Below are 16613 nucleotides of genomic sequence, written 5' to 3' on the forward strand. Positions count from 1 at the left end.
CGGCCCGCCGGGCGGACGCGGCGCCGCCGAGGTCGCGGCGGAGCAGGTGCGGCTCGCCGGGCCCCGCGGTCACGAGGCGGTACCCGCCCGCGCCGGGGGCGCCGAGCAGGTACGTCCGGTCGAGGGTGGTGCCGGCGACGGGGCCGCGCAGCGCCGGGGCGCCCGCGCGGGCGGGCCGCGACGGGAACGCGACGAGTCCGGCGGAGGCGAGCCCGGCGCCGAGGGCGGCGCCCTTCAGGACGCGGCGGCGGGTGTACTCACGGGTCACAATCGTGAATCACACCATGACCGTCAACACGACATCAATGGCAGAAATGCCACTAGTCTGGCGCGTCCCGCCGGGGCGGGCACTACCCGCGAAGCTGGCCGTCCCCGGTGACCACGTACTTCGTCGACGTCAGCTCCGGCAGCCCCATCGGCCCGCGGGCGTGCAGTTTCTGCGTCGAGATGCCGATCTCCGCGCCGAAGCCGAACTCCTCGCCGTCGGTGAAGCGCGTCGAGGCGTTCACCATCACGGCCGCCGAGTCGACCAGCGCGACGAACCGGCGCGCGGCGGGCTGCGACGTCGTGACGATCGCCTCGGTGTGCCCCGACCCGTACTCGCGGATGTGCGCGACGGCGTCGTCCAGGGAGTCGACGACGCGGGCGGCGATGTCGAGGGACAGGTACTCGGCGCGCCAGTCGTCCTCGGTCGCGGCGACGACGTCCGCGCCGTATGACCGGATGCGGTCATCGCCGTGGACCGTGACGCCCGCGTTCCGCAGCGCCTCAAGCGCGCGTGGGACGAACGCGTCCGCGACGTCCGCGTGCACGAGGACCGTCTCCGCCGCGTTGCACACCGACGGGCGCTGCGTCTTCGCGTTCAGCAGGATGTCGACGGCCATGCCGACGTCGGCGGCGGCGTCCACGTACACGGCGCAGTTCCCGACGCCCGTCTCGATGACCGGGACGGTCGACTCCTCCACCACCGAGTTGATCAGCGACGCGCCGCCGCGCGGGATCAGCACGTCCACCAGGCCGCGCGCCCGCATCAGGTGCTTCACCGACGCGCGGGACGTGCCCGGGACGAGCTGCACCGCGTCCGCCGGGACGTCCGACCCGGCGAGCGCCTCCTGCATCACCCCGACCAGCGCCGTGTTCGACTCGTGCGCCGACGACGAGCCGCGCAGCAGCGCCGCGTTGCCGCTCTTCAGGCACAGCGCGGCGGCGTCCACGGTCACGTTCGGGCGGCCCTCGTAGATGATGCCGACGACGCCGAGCGGCACCCGCACCTGGCGCAGGTCGAGCCCGTTCGGCAGGACGTTCCCGCGCACCGACTCGCCGACCGGGTCGGGCAGCGCGGCGACCTTGCGGACGGCGTCGGCGACCGCCGCGATCCGCGCCTCCGACAGGCTCAGCCGGTCGATCATGGACTCGGACGTGCCGCCCTCCCGGGCCCGCGCGACGTCCGCCCCGTTCGCCTTCACGAGCTCCGGCGCGGCGGCGACCAGGGCGTCGGCGATCCGGTGCAGCGCCGCGTCCTTCGCCGCGCGCGGCAGCGGCGCCAGCCCGGCCGCGGCCGCCTTGGCGCGCCGCGCCACCCGCAGGAACTCCTCGGCCTCGCTGTCGCTCATCGCGTGTCCCCTCCCGAAAGGACGACCAGGTGGTCGCGGTGGATTATCTCGCGCTCGTACTCGGCGCCGAGCTCGCGGGCCAGCCAGCGCGTCGAACGCCCCATCAGCTCCGGCAGCTCGGACGCGTCGTAGTTCACCAGCCCGCGCGCGACGACCCGCCCAGCGGTGTCGCACAGGTCGACCGGGTCGCCCGCGGCGAAGTCGCCGTCCACGCCCGTCACCCCGGCGGGCAGCAGCGACTTGCGGCGGCGCACGACCGCGTCGACGGCGCCCGGGTCGAGCGTGACGCGCCCCTGGCCGGTGGTGGCGTGGGCGAGCCACAGGTTGCGGGACGACATCCGCCGCCCCTCCGCCGGGTGGAACAGCGTGCCCACCCCTTCGCCCGCCAGCGCGCGCGCCGCGGACGCCGCGTTCGTCAGCACGACCGGGATGCCCGCGATCCGGGCCGCCTCCACCTTGGTGATCATGCCGCCGGTGCCGACCCGGCCGGACCCGCCGAGCTCGACGCCCTTCAGGTCGTCCGGGCCGCGGACGTCGGGCACGCGCCTTGAGTCCGGACGCCTCGGGTCGCCGGTGTAGAGGGCGTCCACGTCCGACAGCAGGACCAGCGCGTCCGCGCGGGTCAGGTGCGCGACCAGCGCGGCGAGCCGGTCGTTGTCGCCGAACCGGATCTCGTCCGTGGCGACGGTGTCGTTCTCGTTCACGATCGGCAGGACGCCGAGGGCGAGGAGCTGCCCGAGCGTGCGCTGCGCGTTGCGGTGGTGCGAGCGGCGCATCATGTCGTCGGCGGTGAGCAGCACCTGCCCGACCGTCAGCCCGTACCGGGCGAACGACGAGGTGTACCGGGCGAACAGCAGGCCCTGGCCGACGCTCGCCGCCGCCTGCTGCGTCGCCAGCTCGCGCGGCCGCCGGGTCAGCCCGAGCGGCCCGAGCCCGGCGGCGATCGCGCCGGACGACACGAACACGATCTCCGTGCCGTCGGCGCGGCGGGCGGCGAGCACGTCCACCAGCGCGTCGATGCGGTTCGCGTCGATCGTCCCGTCCGGCGTGGTCAGCGACGACGACCCCGCCTTGACCACGATCCGCCGGGCCTTGGCGACCGCCTCGCGCTCACTCATCCTGAAGTCTCCTCCGCGGGAGGGCTAGCGGTATCCGTCGAGGCGGCGGTCGGTGCCGCGGGGGCCGGGGGCGACGTCGCCCGCCGGGACCTCCGGCTCCCAGTCGAACACGACCGAGTCGTCCGGGGTGCCGATCAGGACCGTCGCGCCCGCGCTCGCGCCCGCCTCGGCGAGCGCGTCCTCCACGCCGAGCCGGGCGAGCCGGTCGGCGAGGTAGCCGACGGCCTCCTCGTTGGCGAAGTCGGTCTGCCGCAGCCACCGGACCGGCTTCGCGCCCGTGATCAGGTACGTGTTGTCGCCGAGGTCGCGGACCTCGAAGTCGGCGCCGCCGCCGACCGGCTCCGGGCGGATGACCAGCCGGGTCGGCTCCGCCGGGGGCAGCGACGCGCGGTACTCGGCCACCATCGCCGCCATCGCGAACGACAGCTCGCGCAGGCCCTCGTGCGTCGCCGCCGACACCTCGAACACCTTCAGCCCGCGCGCCTCGAACTCGGGCCGCACCATGTCCGCGAGTTCGCGCCCGTCGGGGACGTCCACCTTGTTCAGCACGACGATGCGCGGACGGTCCGACAGCGGACGGTCGCCGAGCACCCGGTCGTAGGCCTGCAACTCGCGCTCGATGACGTCGAAGTCGCTGACCGGGTCTCGTCCCGGCTCCATCGTGGCGCAGTCGAGGACGTGCGCCAGCGTGGACGACCGCTCGATGTGCCGGAGGAAGTCGAGGCCGAGGCCGCGCCCCTCGCTCGCGCCCTCGATCAGGCCGGGCACGTCCGCGACCGTGAACGTCGTGTCGCCCGCGCTGACCACCCCGAGGTTCGGGATCAGCGTCGTGAACGGGTAGTCGGCGATCTTCGGCTTGGCCGCGGACAGCGCCGCGATCAGCGACGACTTGCCCGCGCTCGGGAACCCGACGAGCGCGACGTCCGCGACGCTCTTCAACTCCAGGACGACGTCGCGCTCCTCGCCCGGCTCGCCGAGCAGCGCGAACCCGGGCGCCTTCCGCTTCGCGGTCGCGAGCGCCGCGTTGCCGAGCCCGCCGTGCCCGCCGCGCGCGACCACGAACCGGGTGCCCTCCCCGACCATGTCGGCGAGGATGCGGTCGCCCTCCTTGACGACCGTGCCGTCCGGGACGGCGAGGACGACGTCGGCGCCGTCCGCGCCCGTCCGGAGGCTGCCCTGGCCCGGCTTCCCGTTGCCCGCCTTGCGGTGCGGGCGGCGGTGGTATTCGAGCAGGCTCGCCGCGCCCGAGTCGACGACGAGGACGACGTCGCCGCCGCGCCCGCCGTTCGCGCCGTCCGGGCCGCCGAGCGGCTTGAACTTCTCCCGGTGGATGGACGCGCAGCCGTTGCCGCCTTTCCCGGCGGCGGCGTGCAGGACCACCCGGTCGACGAACTGCGCGCCCGATCCCGCTCCAGCGGCCACGGTGACTCTCTCTCCTCGGTCAGAACAGCGAAAGGGCGGACCGATCGAACGGTCCGCCCTTTCCAAAAGCCAGAAACCCAGGCGGACTATTCCGCCGGGGGGACGACGCTGACCGCGTTGCGGCCGCGGTAGCGGCGGAACTGGACCGCGCCCGCGACCAGCGCGAACAGCGTGTCGTCGCCGCCGCGGCCGACGCCGGGACCGGGGTGGAAGTGGGTGCCGCGCTGCCGGACGATGATCTCGCCCGCGTTCACGACCTGGCCGCCGAACCGCTTCACACCGAGGCGCTGGGCGTTGGAGTCGCGACCGTTACGGCTGGACGACGCGCCCTTCTTGTGTGCCATGAGATCGCTCCCTTACTTCCCGGCCTGGATACCGGTGATCTTGACCTCGGTGTACGGCTGGCGGTGACCCATGCGCCGCTTGTACCCGGTCTTGTTCCGGTAGTGCATGATGTTGATCTTCGGCCCCTTGACCGCGCCGAGGATCTCGCCGGTCACCTCGTAGCGCGCGAGGTCGGCCGAGCCGCTGATCACGTCGTCGCCGTCCACGACCAGCACGGCCGGGAACGTGACGGTGGAGCCGACCTCGCCGGCCAGCTTGTCGACGGTCAGCACGTCATCGACGGCGACCTTCTCCTGCCTGCCGCCTGCGCGGACAATCGCGTACACCGCGGAAACCCTTCGTCTTCGCGCGCTTCCGGACTGAACCGGTCCCACACGTGGCTCTACCAGCCCCCGGACGGGGGCCTACCCCCGGCACCGGGCCGAGGGCGGCACACCAGAGGGGGCCCTCTGATGCTCTCTGCTCAACCCCGCCGGATCGGCGGGGACGCACCGTACGCCCCAGCGGGGTTCGCGATGCGGGTTCGGAGTGACGCGCCTGCGGCCCGTCGTCGCCGGACACGTCAAGACGTGCCCAACCCGAAGAATGATACCCGACTCGGGAGGCCGCGGATCCGCCGACCGGCCGGGGGCCCGGGATCGCGGCCCGCCGGTGAGCCCGGTCCCGGACGGACGGCGGGTGCCGTCCGCCCGGTTCCGGATCTCGCGGGTCAGTCGGAGGACGTGTCCGCGGTGACGTCCGGCTCGGCGGACGCCGGTGCGGTGGCGCGGGTCCGGCGGACGCGGCGGCGACGACCCGTCGCCTCCTCCTCGCCGGACTCGGCCGCGGCCTCGGCGGCGGGCGCGGTTCCGTTCAGCTCGGTGCCGTTCGACTCGGCGGCCGTCAGGTCGGCGTGCACCGGCCCGGCGTCGGCTGCCGTGTCGGATGCCGTGTCGGCGGGCGGCTCGGTGCCGTTGGCGGGCGACGCGACCGGCTCGGGCTCCGGCGCCGCGTCCGCGACCTCCGCCTCCGCCTCCGCCTCCGCGGCGGGCTCGGGCCGGACGTCCGGGGCGGGCTCGGGCTCGGCGGAGTCGAGCGCGCCGGGCGCGGTGTCCGCCGTCTCGTCCGCGGCCTGCGCCGCCTCGACCGCCGCCTGCGCGGGCGGCTCGTCGGCGTCGATCTCCGGCGGCGGGCCCGCCGGGCGCTTGGCCGGACGCGACCGGCGCGGCCGCGTCACCACGGGCTCGGCGGGCTCCGGCTCGGCCACCTCGACGACCTCGACCGGCTCCGGCTCGGGCGCCCGCGCCGACTCGTGCTCGGCGAGCTTCTCCTCGACCGCGCGCTCGACCTCGCCCTTGCGGCGCCGGCGGCGGCCGCTCTCCTTGCCCGCCGCCTTCTCCGCCTTGGGCTCGACCGGGGTCAGGTGGACGTGGATGCCGCGCCCGTTGCAGGACTCGCAGGTCTCCGAGAACGCCTCAAGCAGCCCCTGCCCGACCCGCTTGCGGGTCATCTGCACGAGGCCGAGCGAGGTCACTTCGGCGACCTGGTGCTTCGTCCGGTCCCTGGACAGGCACTCCACCAGGCGGCGCAGCACCAGGTCGCGGTTGCTCTCCAGCACCATGTCGATGAAGTCGATCACGACGATGCCGCCGATGTCGCGGAGCCGGAGCTGCCGGACGATCTCCTCGGCCGCCTCCAGGTTGTTCCGGGTGACGGTCTCCTCCAGGTTGCCGCCCTGCCCGGTGAACTTGCCGGTGTTGACGTCGATGACCGTCATCGCCTCGGTGCGGTCGATCACCAGGGAGCCGCCGGACGGCAGCCACACCTTGCGGTCGAGCGCCTTCGCGATCTGCTCGTCGATGCGGAACGCCGACAGCGCGTCCTGGCGGCCCGTCCAGCGCTCGACGCGGTCGGCGAGGTGCGGGGCGACGTACTGGACGTAGTCCGACACGGTGTCCCACGCCTCGTCGCCGGAGACGACGAGCTTGGAGAAGTCCTCGTTGAAGATGTCGCGGACGACCCGGATCGTCAGGTCGGGCTCGCCGTACAGCAGCGACGGCGCGGAGGCCGTCTTCACCTTCTTCTGGATGTTGTCCCACTGCGCGGCGAGGCGCGACACATCGCGGGACAGCTCCTCCTCCGTCGCGCCCTCGGCCGCCGTCCGGACGATCACGCCCGCGTTCTCCGGCATGACCTTCTTCAGGATCGCCTTGAGGCGGCTGCGCTCCTTGTCGGGGAGCTTGCGGCTGATGCCGGTCATCGAGCCGTCCGGGACGTACACGAGGTAGCGGCCGGGCAGCGAGACCTGGCTGGTGAGGCGGGCGCCCTTGTGGCCGAGCGGGTCCTTGGTGACCTGGACGAGCACCGACTGCCCGGACTTCAGCGCCGACTCGATCCGGCGCGGCTGGCCCTCCAGGCCGGAGGCGTCCCAGTTGACCTCGCCCGCGTACAGGACGGCGTTGCGCCCCTTGCCGATGTCGACGAACGCCGCCTCCATCGACGGCAGCACGTTCTGGACCTTGCCCAGGTAGACGTTGCCGACGTACGACTGGTGCGTCGCGCGGTTCACGTAGTGCTCGACGAGGACGTCGTCCTCCAGGACGGCGATCTGCGTGCGCTCGCCCTCCTGCCGCACCACCATGACCCGCTCGACCGACTCGCGGCGCGCGAGGAACTCGGCCTCGGTGATCACCGGCGGGCGGCGGCGGCCCTGCTCGCGGCCCTCCCGGCGGCGCTGCTTCTTCGCCTCCAGCCGGGTCGAGCCGCGCACCGACTGGACCTCGTCCTCGGCGGCGGCGCGGGCCTCCCGCGCGGTGCGGACGTGCACGACGGTGTTCGGCGGGTCGTCGGTGCCGCCCGAGCCGTCGGCGTCGGTCCCGGAGCGGCGCCTGCGGCGGCGCCGGCGGCGGCTCGTCCCGGACCCGGACTCGTCGTCGCCCTCGCCGTCGGCGTCGTGCTCGGCGTCCTCGGCCTTGGCCTCCTTGGCCTTGGCGGGCTTGTCCTTCTTCGCGTCCTTCTTGGCGGCCTCCTTCTTGGCCGCCTCCTTCTTGCCCTTGGCCGTCTTGGCGGGCTCGTCCTTGGGCTGCTCGTCCTTCGGCTCCTCGGCGGGGGCCTCGTCCTCGGCGCCCTCCTTGCCGCCCCGGCCCCGGCCGCGCCCGCCGCGGCGGCGCCGCCTGCGGGACGGGCGGTCGTCGGAGTCGTCCTCGTCGGACGGCCCGTGGTCGTGCTCGTCGTCGCCGGTGTCGCGGTCGGCGGACTCGTCCCGCTCGTCGCGGTCGGGCCGCTCGTCCTTCGCCGGGCGGGCGGCGGGCTCGGCGGTCGGCTGCGGCGGCTGGAAGACGACCATCGGCGGTTGGAACGTGACGCCCGGGATCCCGACGCCGCTCGCGGGCTCGGTCTCCGACACCTGCCCGGTGGACGGCTCCGCCCCCGCGACCGGGACGGCGGGCACCTCCGGAACCGGCGGGACGGCGGGCGTGGACGGCGCGGCGGACGCCGCCGAGGTCGTGCGCCGCCGGGTGCGGGTGCGCCGCGTGGTGGACGCCTCCCCCGCGCCCTCCGCCGCCTCCGCGGCCTCGCTCTTGGCCTCGCTCTTGGCCTCGCTCTCGGGTTCGGTCTCGGCGTCCGGGGAGGTCTCGGCGCCGGTCATCGGGACGGCCTCCGCCGTCTCGGCCGCCTTGCCGCTCCGCGTGCGGACGCGGCTGCGCGTCCGGGTGGCCCGCTTCGGCGGCTCGTCCGCCGCCTCGCCGTCGCCGGGCGCGGGCGCCTCGGACTCCGCCGCCGGGGGCTCGGCGCGGGTCTCCTCGACGTCCGGCGGCGGCCCGGCGGGACGGCTCGCGCGCCGGGGCCGCCCGGTCGCCGTGTCGCCCGCGGCGTCGTCCGCCCCGGGCGTGTTGTCGGCCGCGCCCTGGGACTGGGCGCTCGCGCCGCTCTCCGCGGCGTCCGCGCCGCCGATGTTCTCGTTCTCCGTGCCGTCGGCCGTGGCCGAATCCGCTTCGTTCTCAAGCATCCGGGCAATCTCCCGTCAGGCTCCCGGGCGCGTCCGCCCGTCCCGCCGAGGGGCGGAACGAAACGGTGCGCCGCGCGAGAGCACTCCGTCAGTCAGTCATCGGCGCCGTCATCACCGGACCGTGGTCCGGCCACGACGACGAAGTCGTCGGGGGTGCGCCCGCCGTACCCTGCGGGACCGGTTCCGTGTCGCCACGGCTTCGGTCTCACGGTCAGGCGCTGACGGCATCCGCGCTCGCGGCGTCCCCGGGCTGCGGCCGCTCCTGGCCGCCGGCCGTCGTGGCGTCGTCGCCGGACGGCAGGCCGATCTCCCGGTCGGGATCCAGAGGATCCGCGAGGCCACCGGTGTCCGCGTCGAGGGGCCCCTGCGCCAGCCTGGTCACCAGTGGGGGTGACGGCGGCGCGAGGTCGGCGACCTGGCGCAGTCCGGTGAGGATGTCGTCGGGTCGTACGGCCGGGTTGGAATGCCGAACAACCATTCGAAGTATCGCACAAGGGGCATCCGCCGCCTCCGCGGCGCGCCGGTCCAGCTCACATGCGGACACGGCGGCGCGCACGTCGAAACGGCGCCGTCCCTTCTTGGTGAGGCGCTCGACCTCGATGTTCTCGGCGGCCATGAAGGCGGCCACGGCGGCGGCCGCGTCGTCGTGCGACACGCCGTCCAGCCGGATCCGCCATTCGGACGCCTCGAGCCGATCGGCGAACGCGCCCGGCCGCTGCCGCGCGTCGCCGCCGTGGCCCGCCCGTACCGGCACGACGTCCACGACGTCGAGCCCGGGGGGCAGGGCCGCGTCGAGATCGGCTCGCACCCGCGCAGGGTCGCGGGTCTCGGTGAGCCCGATCTCCAGGTACTCGGCCTCACTGGCCACCCCTGTCGCCGCCGCACCCGAGTACGAGATCTTCGGGTGGGGGGTGAATCCGCCGCTGAACGCCACAGGGATCCCGGCGCGCCGGACGGCGCGTTCCACGGCCCGGGATATGTCGCGGTGGCTCGTGAACCGCAGCCTGCCCCGCTTGGTGTAGCGGACGCGCAGACGCTGGATCACGGGGGCCGGCGCCGGACCCTCCGGCATGGGTGGCAGGGTTCTGGTCCTTCCTACTCGCGTCGAGTCGAAAAACAAGGTCTCCCTATAGAGTACGGGTCGGCGGGCGTCGTTCCGCCCCCGCCCGTCCTCTGAGCGGCCGAAGGGCCGCAGGCCAACGGGCTCGCGAGCCCGGTTCCGGCCATCGAACCCCTGGCAGGGAGGCCCTGGAAGCCTTCCAGGACGCTCGGCTACCTAACGCTGAGCGGCAGGAGTTTCCTTCCGGTGGGGCCTATCTGGATCTCCGTGCCCATGGTCGGGCAGACGCCGCAGTCGTAGCAGGGCGTCCAGCGGCAGTCCTCGACCTCGGTCTCGTCGACGGCGTCCTGCCAGTCCTGCCAGAGCCATTCGCGGTCGAGCCCGGCGTCGAGGTGGTCCCACGGCAGGACCTCCACCTCGTCGCGCTCCCGGACGGTGTACCAGTCGAGGTCGACGGGCTCGTCGGCGAACGCCTTGTCGGCGCAGGCCGTCCAGCGCTCGTAGGAGAAGTGCTCGCTCCAGCCGTCGAAGCGGCCGCCGTCCTCCCACACCGCGCGGATGACCCTGCCGACCCGGCGGTCGCCGCGCGACAGCAGGCCCTCGACGATCGAGGGCTGCCCGTCGTGGTAGCGCAGGCCGATGGCGCGGCCGTACTCCTTGTCGCCGCGCAGGGCGTCCTTCAGGGCCTGGAGGCGGCGGTCGACGGTCTCGTGGTCGCACTGCGCGGCCCACTGGAACGGGGTGTGCGGCTTCGGCACGAACCCGCCGATGGAGACCGTGCAGCGGATGTCGCGGCGCCCGGTGGCCTCGCGGCCCGCCTTGATCACGCGCTTGGCCATGTCGGCGATGGCGAGGACGTCCTCGTCCTCCTCGGTCGGCAGGCCGCACATGAAGTACAGCTTGACCTGCCGCCAGCCGTTCTCGTAGGCGGTGGTGACGGTGCGGATCAGGTCGTCCTCGGTGACCATCTTGTTGATCACCTTGCGCATCCGCTCGGAGCCGCCCTCCGGCGCGAACGTCAGCCCGGAGCGGCGGCCGCCGCGGGAGAACTCGTTCGCGAGCGTGATGTTGAAGGCGTCCACGCGGGTGGACGGCAGCGACAGCGAGGTGTTGGTGCCCTCGTACCGGTCCGCGAGGCCCTTCGCGACGTCCGCGATCTCGCTGTGGTCGGCGCTGGACAGGCTGAGCAGCCCGACCTCCTGGAACCCGGACTCCTTGAGCCCCTGGTCGACCATCTCGCCGATCGTGGTGATCGACCGCTCCCGCACCGGACGGGTGATCATCCCGGCCTGGCAGAACCGGCAGCCGCGCGTGCAGCCGCGGAAGATCTCCACGCTGAACCGCTCGTGCACGGTCTCGGCCAGCGGGACCAGCGGCTTCTTCGGGTACGGCCACTGGTCGAGGTCCATGACGGTGTGCTTCTCGATCCGCCACGGGACGCCCGGGCGGTTCGGCGCGACCCGCTGGATGCGGCCGTCCGGCAGGTACGTCACGTCGTAGAAGCGGGGCACGTACACGCCGCCGGACGCGGCGAGGCGCATCAGCAGCTCGTCGCGGCCCCCGGGCTCGCCCTCGTCCTTCCACTCGCGGATCACCTCGGTGATGCCGAGCGCGATCTCCTCGCCGTCGCCGAGGACGGCCGCGTCGATGAAGTCGGCGATCGGCTCGGGGTTGAACGCCGCGTGCCCGCCCGCGATCACGATCGGGTGGTCGTCGGTGCGGTCGGCGGCCTCCAGCGGGATCCCGGCGAGGTCGAGGGCCGTGAGCATGTTCGTGTACCCGAGCTCGGTGGAGAACGACACGCCGAACACGTCGAACGCGGCGACCGGGCGGTGCGCGTCGACGGTGAACTGCGGGACGCCGTGCTCCCGCATGACGGCCTCCATGTCGGGCCACACCGAGTACGTGCGCTCCGCGAGCACGCCGTCGCGCTCGTTCAGGATCTCGTACAGGATCTGGACGCCCTGGTTCGGCAGCCCGACCTCGTAGGCGTCCGGGTACATGAGAGCCCACCGGACGACGGTGGCGTCCCAGTCCTTGAGCTGGGAGTTCAGCTCGCCGCCAACGTACTGAATCGGCTTCTGCACGCCCGGGAGCAGCGGCTCCAGACGCGGGAAGAGCGACTCGACCGGCATGACGGAACCCTCCGTGCAGGGAACGTGGGATGAGCGCCCAGCCTACGCGTTCGCCACCCGCTAATCGAACGGCCTGCGCCGCACATGGACCGCCTGCAGCAGCCCGAAGGCGATCATGTTGGCGAACGTGGCGGAGCCGCCGTAGGACACGAACGGCAGCGGCAGCCCGGTGATCGGCATGATCCCGATCGTCATCCCGATGTTCTCGAACGTCTGGAACCCGAGCCAGCACACCACGCCGGTGGCGACCAGCGTCCCGAACAGGTCGGCGGCCTGCGTCGCGATCCGCAGCCCCCGCCACAGCACGACGCCGAGCAGCGCGATGATCACGGCGGCGCCGACGAAGCCGAGCTCCTCCCCCGCGACCGTGAACACGAAGTCGGTCTGCTGCTCGGGGACGAAGTGCCCGCCCGTCTGCTGGCCGTGGAACAGGCCCTTGCCGAGCGCGCCGCCGGAGCCGATCGCGATACGGGCCTGCTGGGCGTTGTAGCCCGCGCCGCGCGGGTCGGCGTCCGGGTCGAGGAACGCGGTGAACCGGTCGATCTGGTAGTCCTTCAGCAGGCCGAAGAACCAGACGGCGAAGGCCGCGGCGGCGCCGCCGCCGACCAGGCCGGCGAGCCAGCGCTTCTGCGCGCCGGAGATCGCCAGCATGCCGAGCACGACCGCGATGAACACGAGCGTCGTGCCGAGGTCGGGCTGGAGCATGATCAGGACGCCGGGCACCCCGGCCAGCACGAGCGCGAGCAGCACGTCGCGGCGGCCCGGGCCGATCTCCCCGTCCCGCGGCTCGCCGAGGATCATGGCGAGCAGCACGACGAGGCCGACCTTCGCGAACTCCGACGGCTGCACCTGGAAGCCGCCGCCGATCACGATCCACGAGTGCGAGCCGTTGATCGTCTCGCCGAGCGGGGTGAGCACGGCGAGCAGCCCCACGCACGCCACCCCGTACAGGATCGGGACGTAGGCGCGCAGCAGCCGGTAGTCGAGGACGGTCACGACCCCGCCGAGCAGGAACCCGATGACGAGGTTCAGGATGTGCCGTTTGAGGAAGGCCTCGGGATCCTTGCCCTGGTCGGTGAGGAGCTGGTAGGTCGCCGACCTGACGAGCAGGGCGCCGATGACCGACAGCGTGAGGACGACGAGGAACAGCGGCCAGTCGAGCCGCCGCAGCCCGGCGACGCGGCTGCGCCAGCCGCGCCGGACGGCGTAGCCCTCGACCGTGCCGACGCCGGAGCCGGTGATCATTCGGCGGCTCCCTCACCGGTGATCTTCGGCAGCTCGGCGGGGAGGCGGCCGTCCTTCAGGATGGGCTTGTGGCCGTTCGTCCCGTACATGGCCTCCCAGATCTCCCGGACGGCGGGCGCGGCCGTGGACGCGCCCGTCCCGCCCTGGGAGACCATCGCGACCACCGCGAACCGCGGCTTCTTCAGCGGTCCGAACGAGGCGAACCAGGAGGTGTCGTCCTTGCCGTAGACCTCGGCCGTGCCGGTCTTGCCGCCGACGTCCACGGTCTTGAAGTCGAACCCGCCGAACGTCCCGGCGGCGGTGCCCTCCTTGGTGACGTCGCCGAGGGAGTCGCGGATGTACTTGAGCACCTTGCCGTCGACCGGGAGCCGCCCGGCGGGCGGCGCGCCGAGGCGGCGCTCGACCGTGCCGTCCGGGCGCATCACGGCGACGCCGAGCCGCGGCGTCACCATCCGGCCGCCGTTGGCGACCGCCGAGTACGCGCGGACGAGCTGCAGCGGCGTCACCAGCACGTCGCCCTGCCCCACGGAGAAGTTCGCCGCGTCACCCGGCCGCCACACGTACCCCTCGGTGCAGTTCTCCGTCGCGACGGCCTTCAGGTAGGCGGCGCGCGCCGGGTCGGTCTTCGCGACCTGCGGGTAGCCCTGCTTGGCGCCCTTGCAGTTCGCCTCCTTGGTGTCCTCCCAGAAGCTCTTCTTCCACTTCCGGTCGGGGATGCGGCCCGAGCTCTCGCTCGGCAGGTCGATCCCGGTGCGGGACCCGAAGCCGAAGTTCCGGGCCATCTTCACCATCGGGTCGGACGGGTTCTTGCGCGGCTTCATCCCGCCGTCGCGCTGCCACTCCTGGTAGGCGAACCGGTAGAAGATCGTGTCGCAGGACTTGACCAGCGCGGTGTGCAGGTTCATCGGGCCGTAGCCCTGGCCCTCGAAGTTGCGGAACGCGCGGTTGCCGACGTTGTAGGAGCCCGGGCAGTCGTAGGTGCCGTGCAGGCTGTTGCCGTCCTTCACCGCGGCCGACACCGAGGAGATCTTGAACGTGGAGCCGGGCGCGAACTGCCCCTGGGTGACCCGGGAGATCAGCGGCTCGCCCTTCTTCTTGCCGAGCAGCGCGTCGTACTCCTCCTGGGAGATGCCGCCCGTCCAGATGCTCGGGTCGTAGGTCGGGTAGCTGGCCATCGCGACCAGGTTGCCGGTCTGCACGTCCATGACGACGGCGGCGCCCGCGTCGGCCGGGTGGCCCGCCTTGCGCGCGCCCTCCATGGCGTGCTGGAGCGCCTTCTCCGCGGCGCCCTGCACGCCCGCGTCGATGCTCGTGACGAGGTGGGAGCCCGCGATGGGCGGCTGCTCGGCCGCGGTGCCGGTGACGCGCCCCTGGCTGTCGACGAGCACCTTGCGGAACCCGGGCTCGCCGCGCAGCGCCGCGTCGTACTGCGCTTCGAGGCCGGCGCGTCCGACGAGGTCGACGCCGCTGTACCCGGTGACCTTCAGGCCGGTGCGCTTGTCGAGCTCCTCCTGCGTGACGGGCTGCAGGTAGCCGAGCACCTGCGCGGCGCTCGCGCCCTCCGGGTTCGGGTAGTCGCGGACGGCCTGGACCTGCGCGGTGACGCCGGGGAAGTCCTCCTGGCGCTCCATGATCTGCAGCGCGCGCTTCGGGTCGACGTGGTCCTCGACGGGAATCGGCTGGTACGGCGAGCCGGGCCAGCAGGGGCGCTTGATGCCGGGGCCGCACAGCCGGATCCGCTTGGTGATCTCGTCCTGGCTCACGCCGAGGACGCCCGCCAGCCGCTTGACGATCGACTTGCCGCCGTCCTTCCGCCGGGACAGCGTCGTCCGGTCGACGGACACGACGAGCGCGCTCCTGTTGCGGACGAGGGGCCGGCCCCGGTCGTCCAGGATCATGCCGCGGACGGCGGGGACGACGATGTCGCGGGTGCGGTTCTGCGCGGCGATCCCCTGGTAGTGCTCGCCTTCGAGGACCTGCAGCGACCACAGCCGCCCGACGAGGACGAGCAGCAGCGCACCGACCAGCACGTACAGGACGACGAGTCGGAAGTGGGTCCGCGGGTTCACAGCGTCCCGCCCCGCCCCGACATCGCGCGGTAGCGGGCGGCGGGGACCGCGAGGCCGTCCCCGCGGGTTCGCTCGCCGCGTTCGTACCGGCGGGTGGCGCGCAGCACCGCCCACACGACGAACGGGCTCGCGATGACGTCGTAGAGCACCTGCGGCGGGACCATCCGCGACACCGACGCCCACTCGGCGCGCGGGTCGCCGAGGATCATGCCCGTCGCCGCGTAGAGGACGGTCCCGGCGAGGGCCCCGGCGGCGACGGCGAAGAACGGGACGACGGACTGCCGGTCCATCTCGGCGGTCGCGACCCCGCACAGGTAGCCGATCAGGCAGTAGACGAGGGCGTACCGGCCGATGGTGTGGTCGGCGGGCGGGACGATGTCGGCGGCGAGCCCGGCGAGGAACCCGGCGACCATCCCCGTCATCGACCCGGCGACGAGCGCCAGCGCGACGACGGCGAGCAGCACCAGGTCGGGTTGGACGCCGCCGGGCAGCGGCAGCCGGTTCGCCACCGACACCTGCAGGATCAGCGTCACGACGATGACCACGGCGGCCACCGCGGCGCGCCCGGCGGGCGACGCCTCGGGCGGGTTCAGCACGTCAGTCCCCCCGGCTCGGTCTGGCGAACGGGCTCTTCGTTCCGCTCGGCCGCGCCTCGGGCCGCTTGCCCCGGGTCGGGGTGGCGGACGGGTGCGCGGACGGGCTCGTGGACGGCGTGGGGGGCGGCGGCTTCGGCGGGAGCACCGCGTCCCGCGGATCCTGCTTCGGCGGCGCGACGACGACGGCGACGACGTCGAGGCTGGTGAACCGGACGAACGGCCGGACGTAGGCGGTGCGGGTGAGGCCCCCGGCGGAGCGGTCGATCCGCTCGACGACGCCGATCGGGACGCCCGGCACGTACGGCCGCTGGCCCTGCGATCCGAGCGTCACGATCCGCTGGCCGACGGCGATCGGCGCGGTCGCGTCGAGGAGCTGGAAGCGCAGCGGCGTGCCGCCGCCACCGCCGAAGCCGCGGCGGCCCCGGCCCTGCACGATCCCGATCTCCTTGGACGCTTCGAGCCGCGACCCGATCGAGGACGTCTGGTCGGTGGCGAGCAGGACGGTCGCGGTCGCGGGCCCGACGCGGGTGACGCGGCCGACGAGGCCGTCGGCGCTCATCACGGTCATGTCGCGGGTGACGCCGCTGCGGCTGCCGACGTCGATGGTGACGGTGTCCTCGAAGCCCTGCCCGGCGGAGATGACCTGGGCGGCGAGGACCTTGTAGCCGCCCGTCCCGGCGGTGCCGAGCATCCGCTGGAGCTGGGCGGACTTGTCCTTGTCGAGGCTCAGCGCGCGGAGCTGCTCGCGCAGCCGCTGGTTCTGCCGTTCGAGCCGGTCGGCGCGGCGCCGCTCGCCGGGCGCGTCGGTGATCGAGTCGAACGTGTCGCCCACCGGCCGGACGACCGCCGCCGACACGCGCTCGACCGGGCCGAACACGGTGGCGCCGACGTCGCGCAGGCCGCGCAGCGGCGAGTCGTCGCCGCCGCGGTAGTCAATGGTGATCATCGCGAGGGCCACGACGAGCAGCGCGCCGAGGACGACGCGGGTGCGCCGGGTGTCCTTCACCCACCGACCTCCCGTT

The 16613-nt window shown here is 73.5% G+C and carries 12 protein-coding genes and 1 pseudogene; all 13 read right to left on the reverse strand.

The features are described 5' to 3' along the window. Nucleotides 1-268: pseudogene (locus tag ACH01S_RS37670) on the reverse strand (TIGR03767 family metallophosphoesterase); the annotation flags it as partial. A gap of 82 nt (nucleotides 269-350) precedes the next feature. Next, nucleotides 351-1613 (reverse strand): glutamate-5-semialdehyde dehydrogenase, encoded by a 1263-nt coding sequence (locus tag ACH01S_RS37675; protein ID WP_067903897.1) that lies wholly within the window; start codon nucleotides 1611-1613, stop codon nucleotides 351-353. Beyond that, entirely contained in the window at nucleotides 1610-2731 is a 1122-nt protein-coding gene (gene proB / locus ACH01S_RS37680) for a glutamate 5-kinase (RefSeq protein WP_067903900.1), read from the reverse strand. Before proB ends, ACH01S_RS37675 begins: the two co-directional genes overlap by 4 nt. Before the next feature lie 24 nt (nucleotides 2732-2755). Next, the gene (obgE, locus tag ACH01S_RS37685; RefSeq protein WP_067903903.1) at nucleotides 2756-4153 is read right to left on the reverse strand and encodes a GTPase ObgE; all 1398 of its coding nucleotides are present in this window, start codon (nucleotides 4151-4153) and stop codon (nucleotides 2756-2758) included. Nucleotides 4154-4239: 86 nt separating this feature from the next. Next, on the reverse strand, nucleotides 4240-4497 hold the full coding sequence (gene rpmA, locus ACH01S_RS37690) for a 50S ribosomal protein L27 (RefSeq protein WP_067640985.1): 258 nt from the start codon (nucleotides 4495-4497) through the stop codon (nucleotides 4240-4242). 12 nt (nucleotides 4498-4509) lie between these two features. Next, complete coding sequence (gene rplU / locus ACH01S_RS37695; RefSeq protein ID WP_067903906.1) at nucleotides 4510-4824, reverse strand: 50S ribosomal protein L21; 315 nt, start codon at nucleotides 4822-4824, stop codon at nucleotides 4510-4512. A 383-nt stretch (nucleotides 4825-5207) separates the two neighbouring features. Further along, a complete protein-coding gene (locus ACH01S_RS37700) occupies nucleotides 5208-8486 on the reverse strand; it encodes an Rne/Rng family ribonuclease (RefSeq protein WP_067903909.1) in 3279 nt (1092 codons plus the stop codon). Nucleotides 8487-8697: 211 nt separating this feature from the next. Continuing rightward, on the reverse strand, nucleotides 8698-9558 hold the full coding sequence (locus ACH01S_RS37705; protein ID WP_067903912.1) for a TIGR03936 family radical SAM-associated protein: 861 nt from the start codon (nucleotides 9556-9558) through the stop codon (nucleotides 8698-8700). 200 nt (nucleotides 9559-9758) lie between these two features. Then, on the reverse strand, nucleotides 9759-11681 hold the full coding sequence (locus ACH01S_RS37710) for a TIGR03960 family B12-binding radical SAM protein (protein ID WP_067903915.1): 1923 nt from the start codon (nucleotides 11679-11681) through the stop codon (nucleotides 9759-9761). Between the two features lie 60 nt (nucleotides 11682-11741). Then, nucleotides 11742-12926, reverse strand: a complete 1185-nt coding sequence (rodA, locus tag ACH01S_RS37715) for a rod shape-determining protein RodA (protein WP_148344758.1) — start codon at nucleotides 12924-12926, stop codon at nucleotides 11742-11744. Continuing rightward, nucleotides 12923-14995 carry a penicillin-binding protein 2 gene (gene mrdA, locus ACH01S_RS37720; protein WP_067903918.1) on the reverse strand — a complete coding sequence of 691 codons (2073 nt, stop codon included), beginning with the start codon at nucleotides 14993-14995 and terminating at the stop codon, nucleotides 12923-12925. Before mrdA ends, rodA begins: the two co-directional genes overlap by 4 nt. Then, complete coding sequence (gene mreD, locus ACH01S_RS37725) at nucleotides 14992-15591, reverse strand: rod shape-determining protein MreD (protein ID WP_067903921.1); 600 nt, start codon at nucleotides 15589-15591, stop codon at nucleotides 14992-14994. The genes mrdA and mreD overlap by 4 nt, the downstream gene beginning before the upstream one ends. Before the next feature lies 1 nt (nucleotide 15592). Beyond that, nucleotides 15593-16597: a rod shape-determining protein MreC gene (gene mreC / locus ACH01S_RS37730; protein WP_067903924.1), complete on the reverse strand. Its 1005-nt coding sequence runs from the start codon at nucleotides 16595-16597 to the stop codon at nucleotides 15593-15595. Between the last annotated feature and the right edge of the window lie 16 nt (nucleotides 16598-16613).

This window comes from Actinomadura chibensis NBRC 106107 (assembly GCF_001552135.1).
GTDB classification, from domain to species: Bacteria; Actinomycetota; Actinomycetes; order Streptosporangiales; family Streptosporangiaceae; genus Spirillospora; species Spirillospora chibensis.

Bases quoted from the DNA above. Each gene is read 5' to 3' on its own strand.
- ACH01S_RS37675 (WP_067903897.1), bottom strand. From the start codon at position 1,613: ATGAGCGACAGCGAGGCCGAGGAGTTCCTGCGGGTGGCGCGGCGCGCC.
- proB (WP_067903900.1), bottom strand. From the start codon at position 2,731: ATGAGTGAGCGCGAGGCGGTCGCCAAGGCCCGGCGGATCGTGGTCAAG.
- rpmA (WP_067640985.1), bottom strand. From the start codon at position 4,497: ATGGCACACAAGAAGGGCGCGTCGTCCAGCCGTAACGGTCGCGACTCC.
- ACH01S_RS37700 (WP_067903909.1), bottom strand. From the start codon at position 8,486: ATGCTTGAGAACGAAGCGGATTCGGCCACGGCCGACGGCACGGAGAAC.
- ACH01S_RS37705 (WP_067903912.1), bottom strand. From the start codon at position 9,558: ATGCCGGAGGGTCCGGCGCCGGCCCCCGTGATCCAGCGTCTGCGCGTC.
- ACH01S_RS37710 (WP_067903915.1), bottom strand. From the start codon at position 11,681: ATGCCGGTCGAGTCGCTCTTCCCGCGTCTGGAGCCGCTGCTCCCGGGC.
- rodA (WP_148344758.1), bottom strand. From the start codon at position 12,926: ATGATCACCGGCTCCGGCGTCGGCACGGTCGAGGGCTACGCCGTCCGG.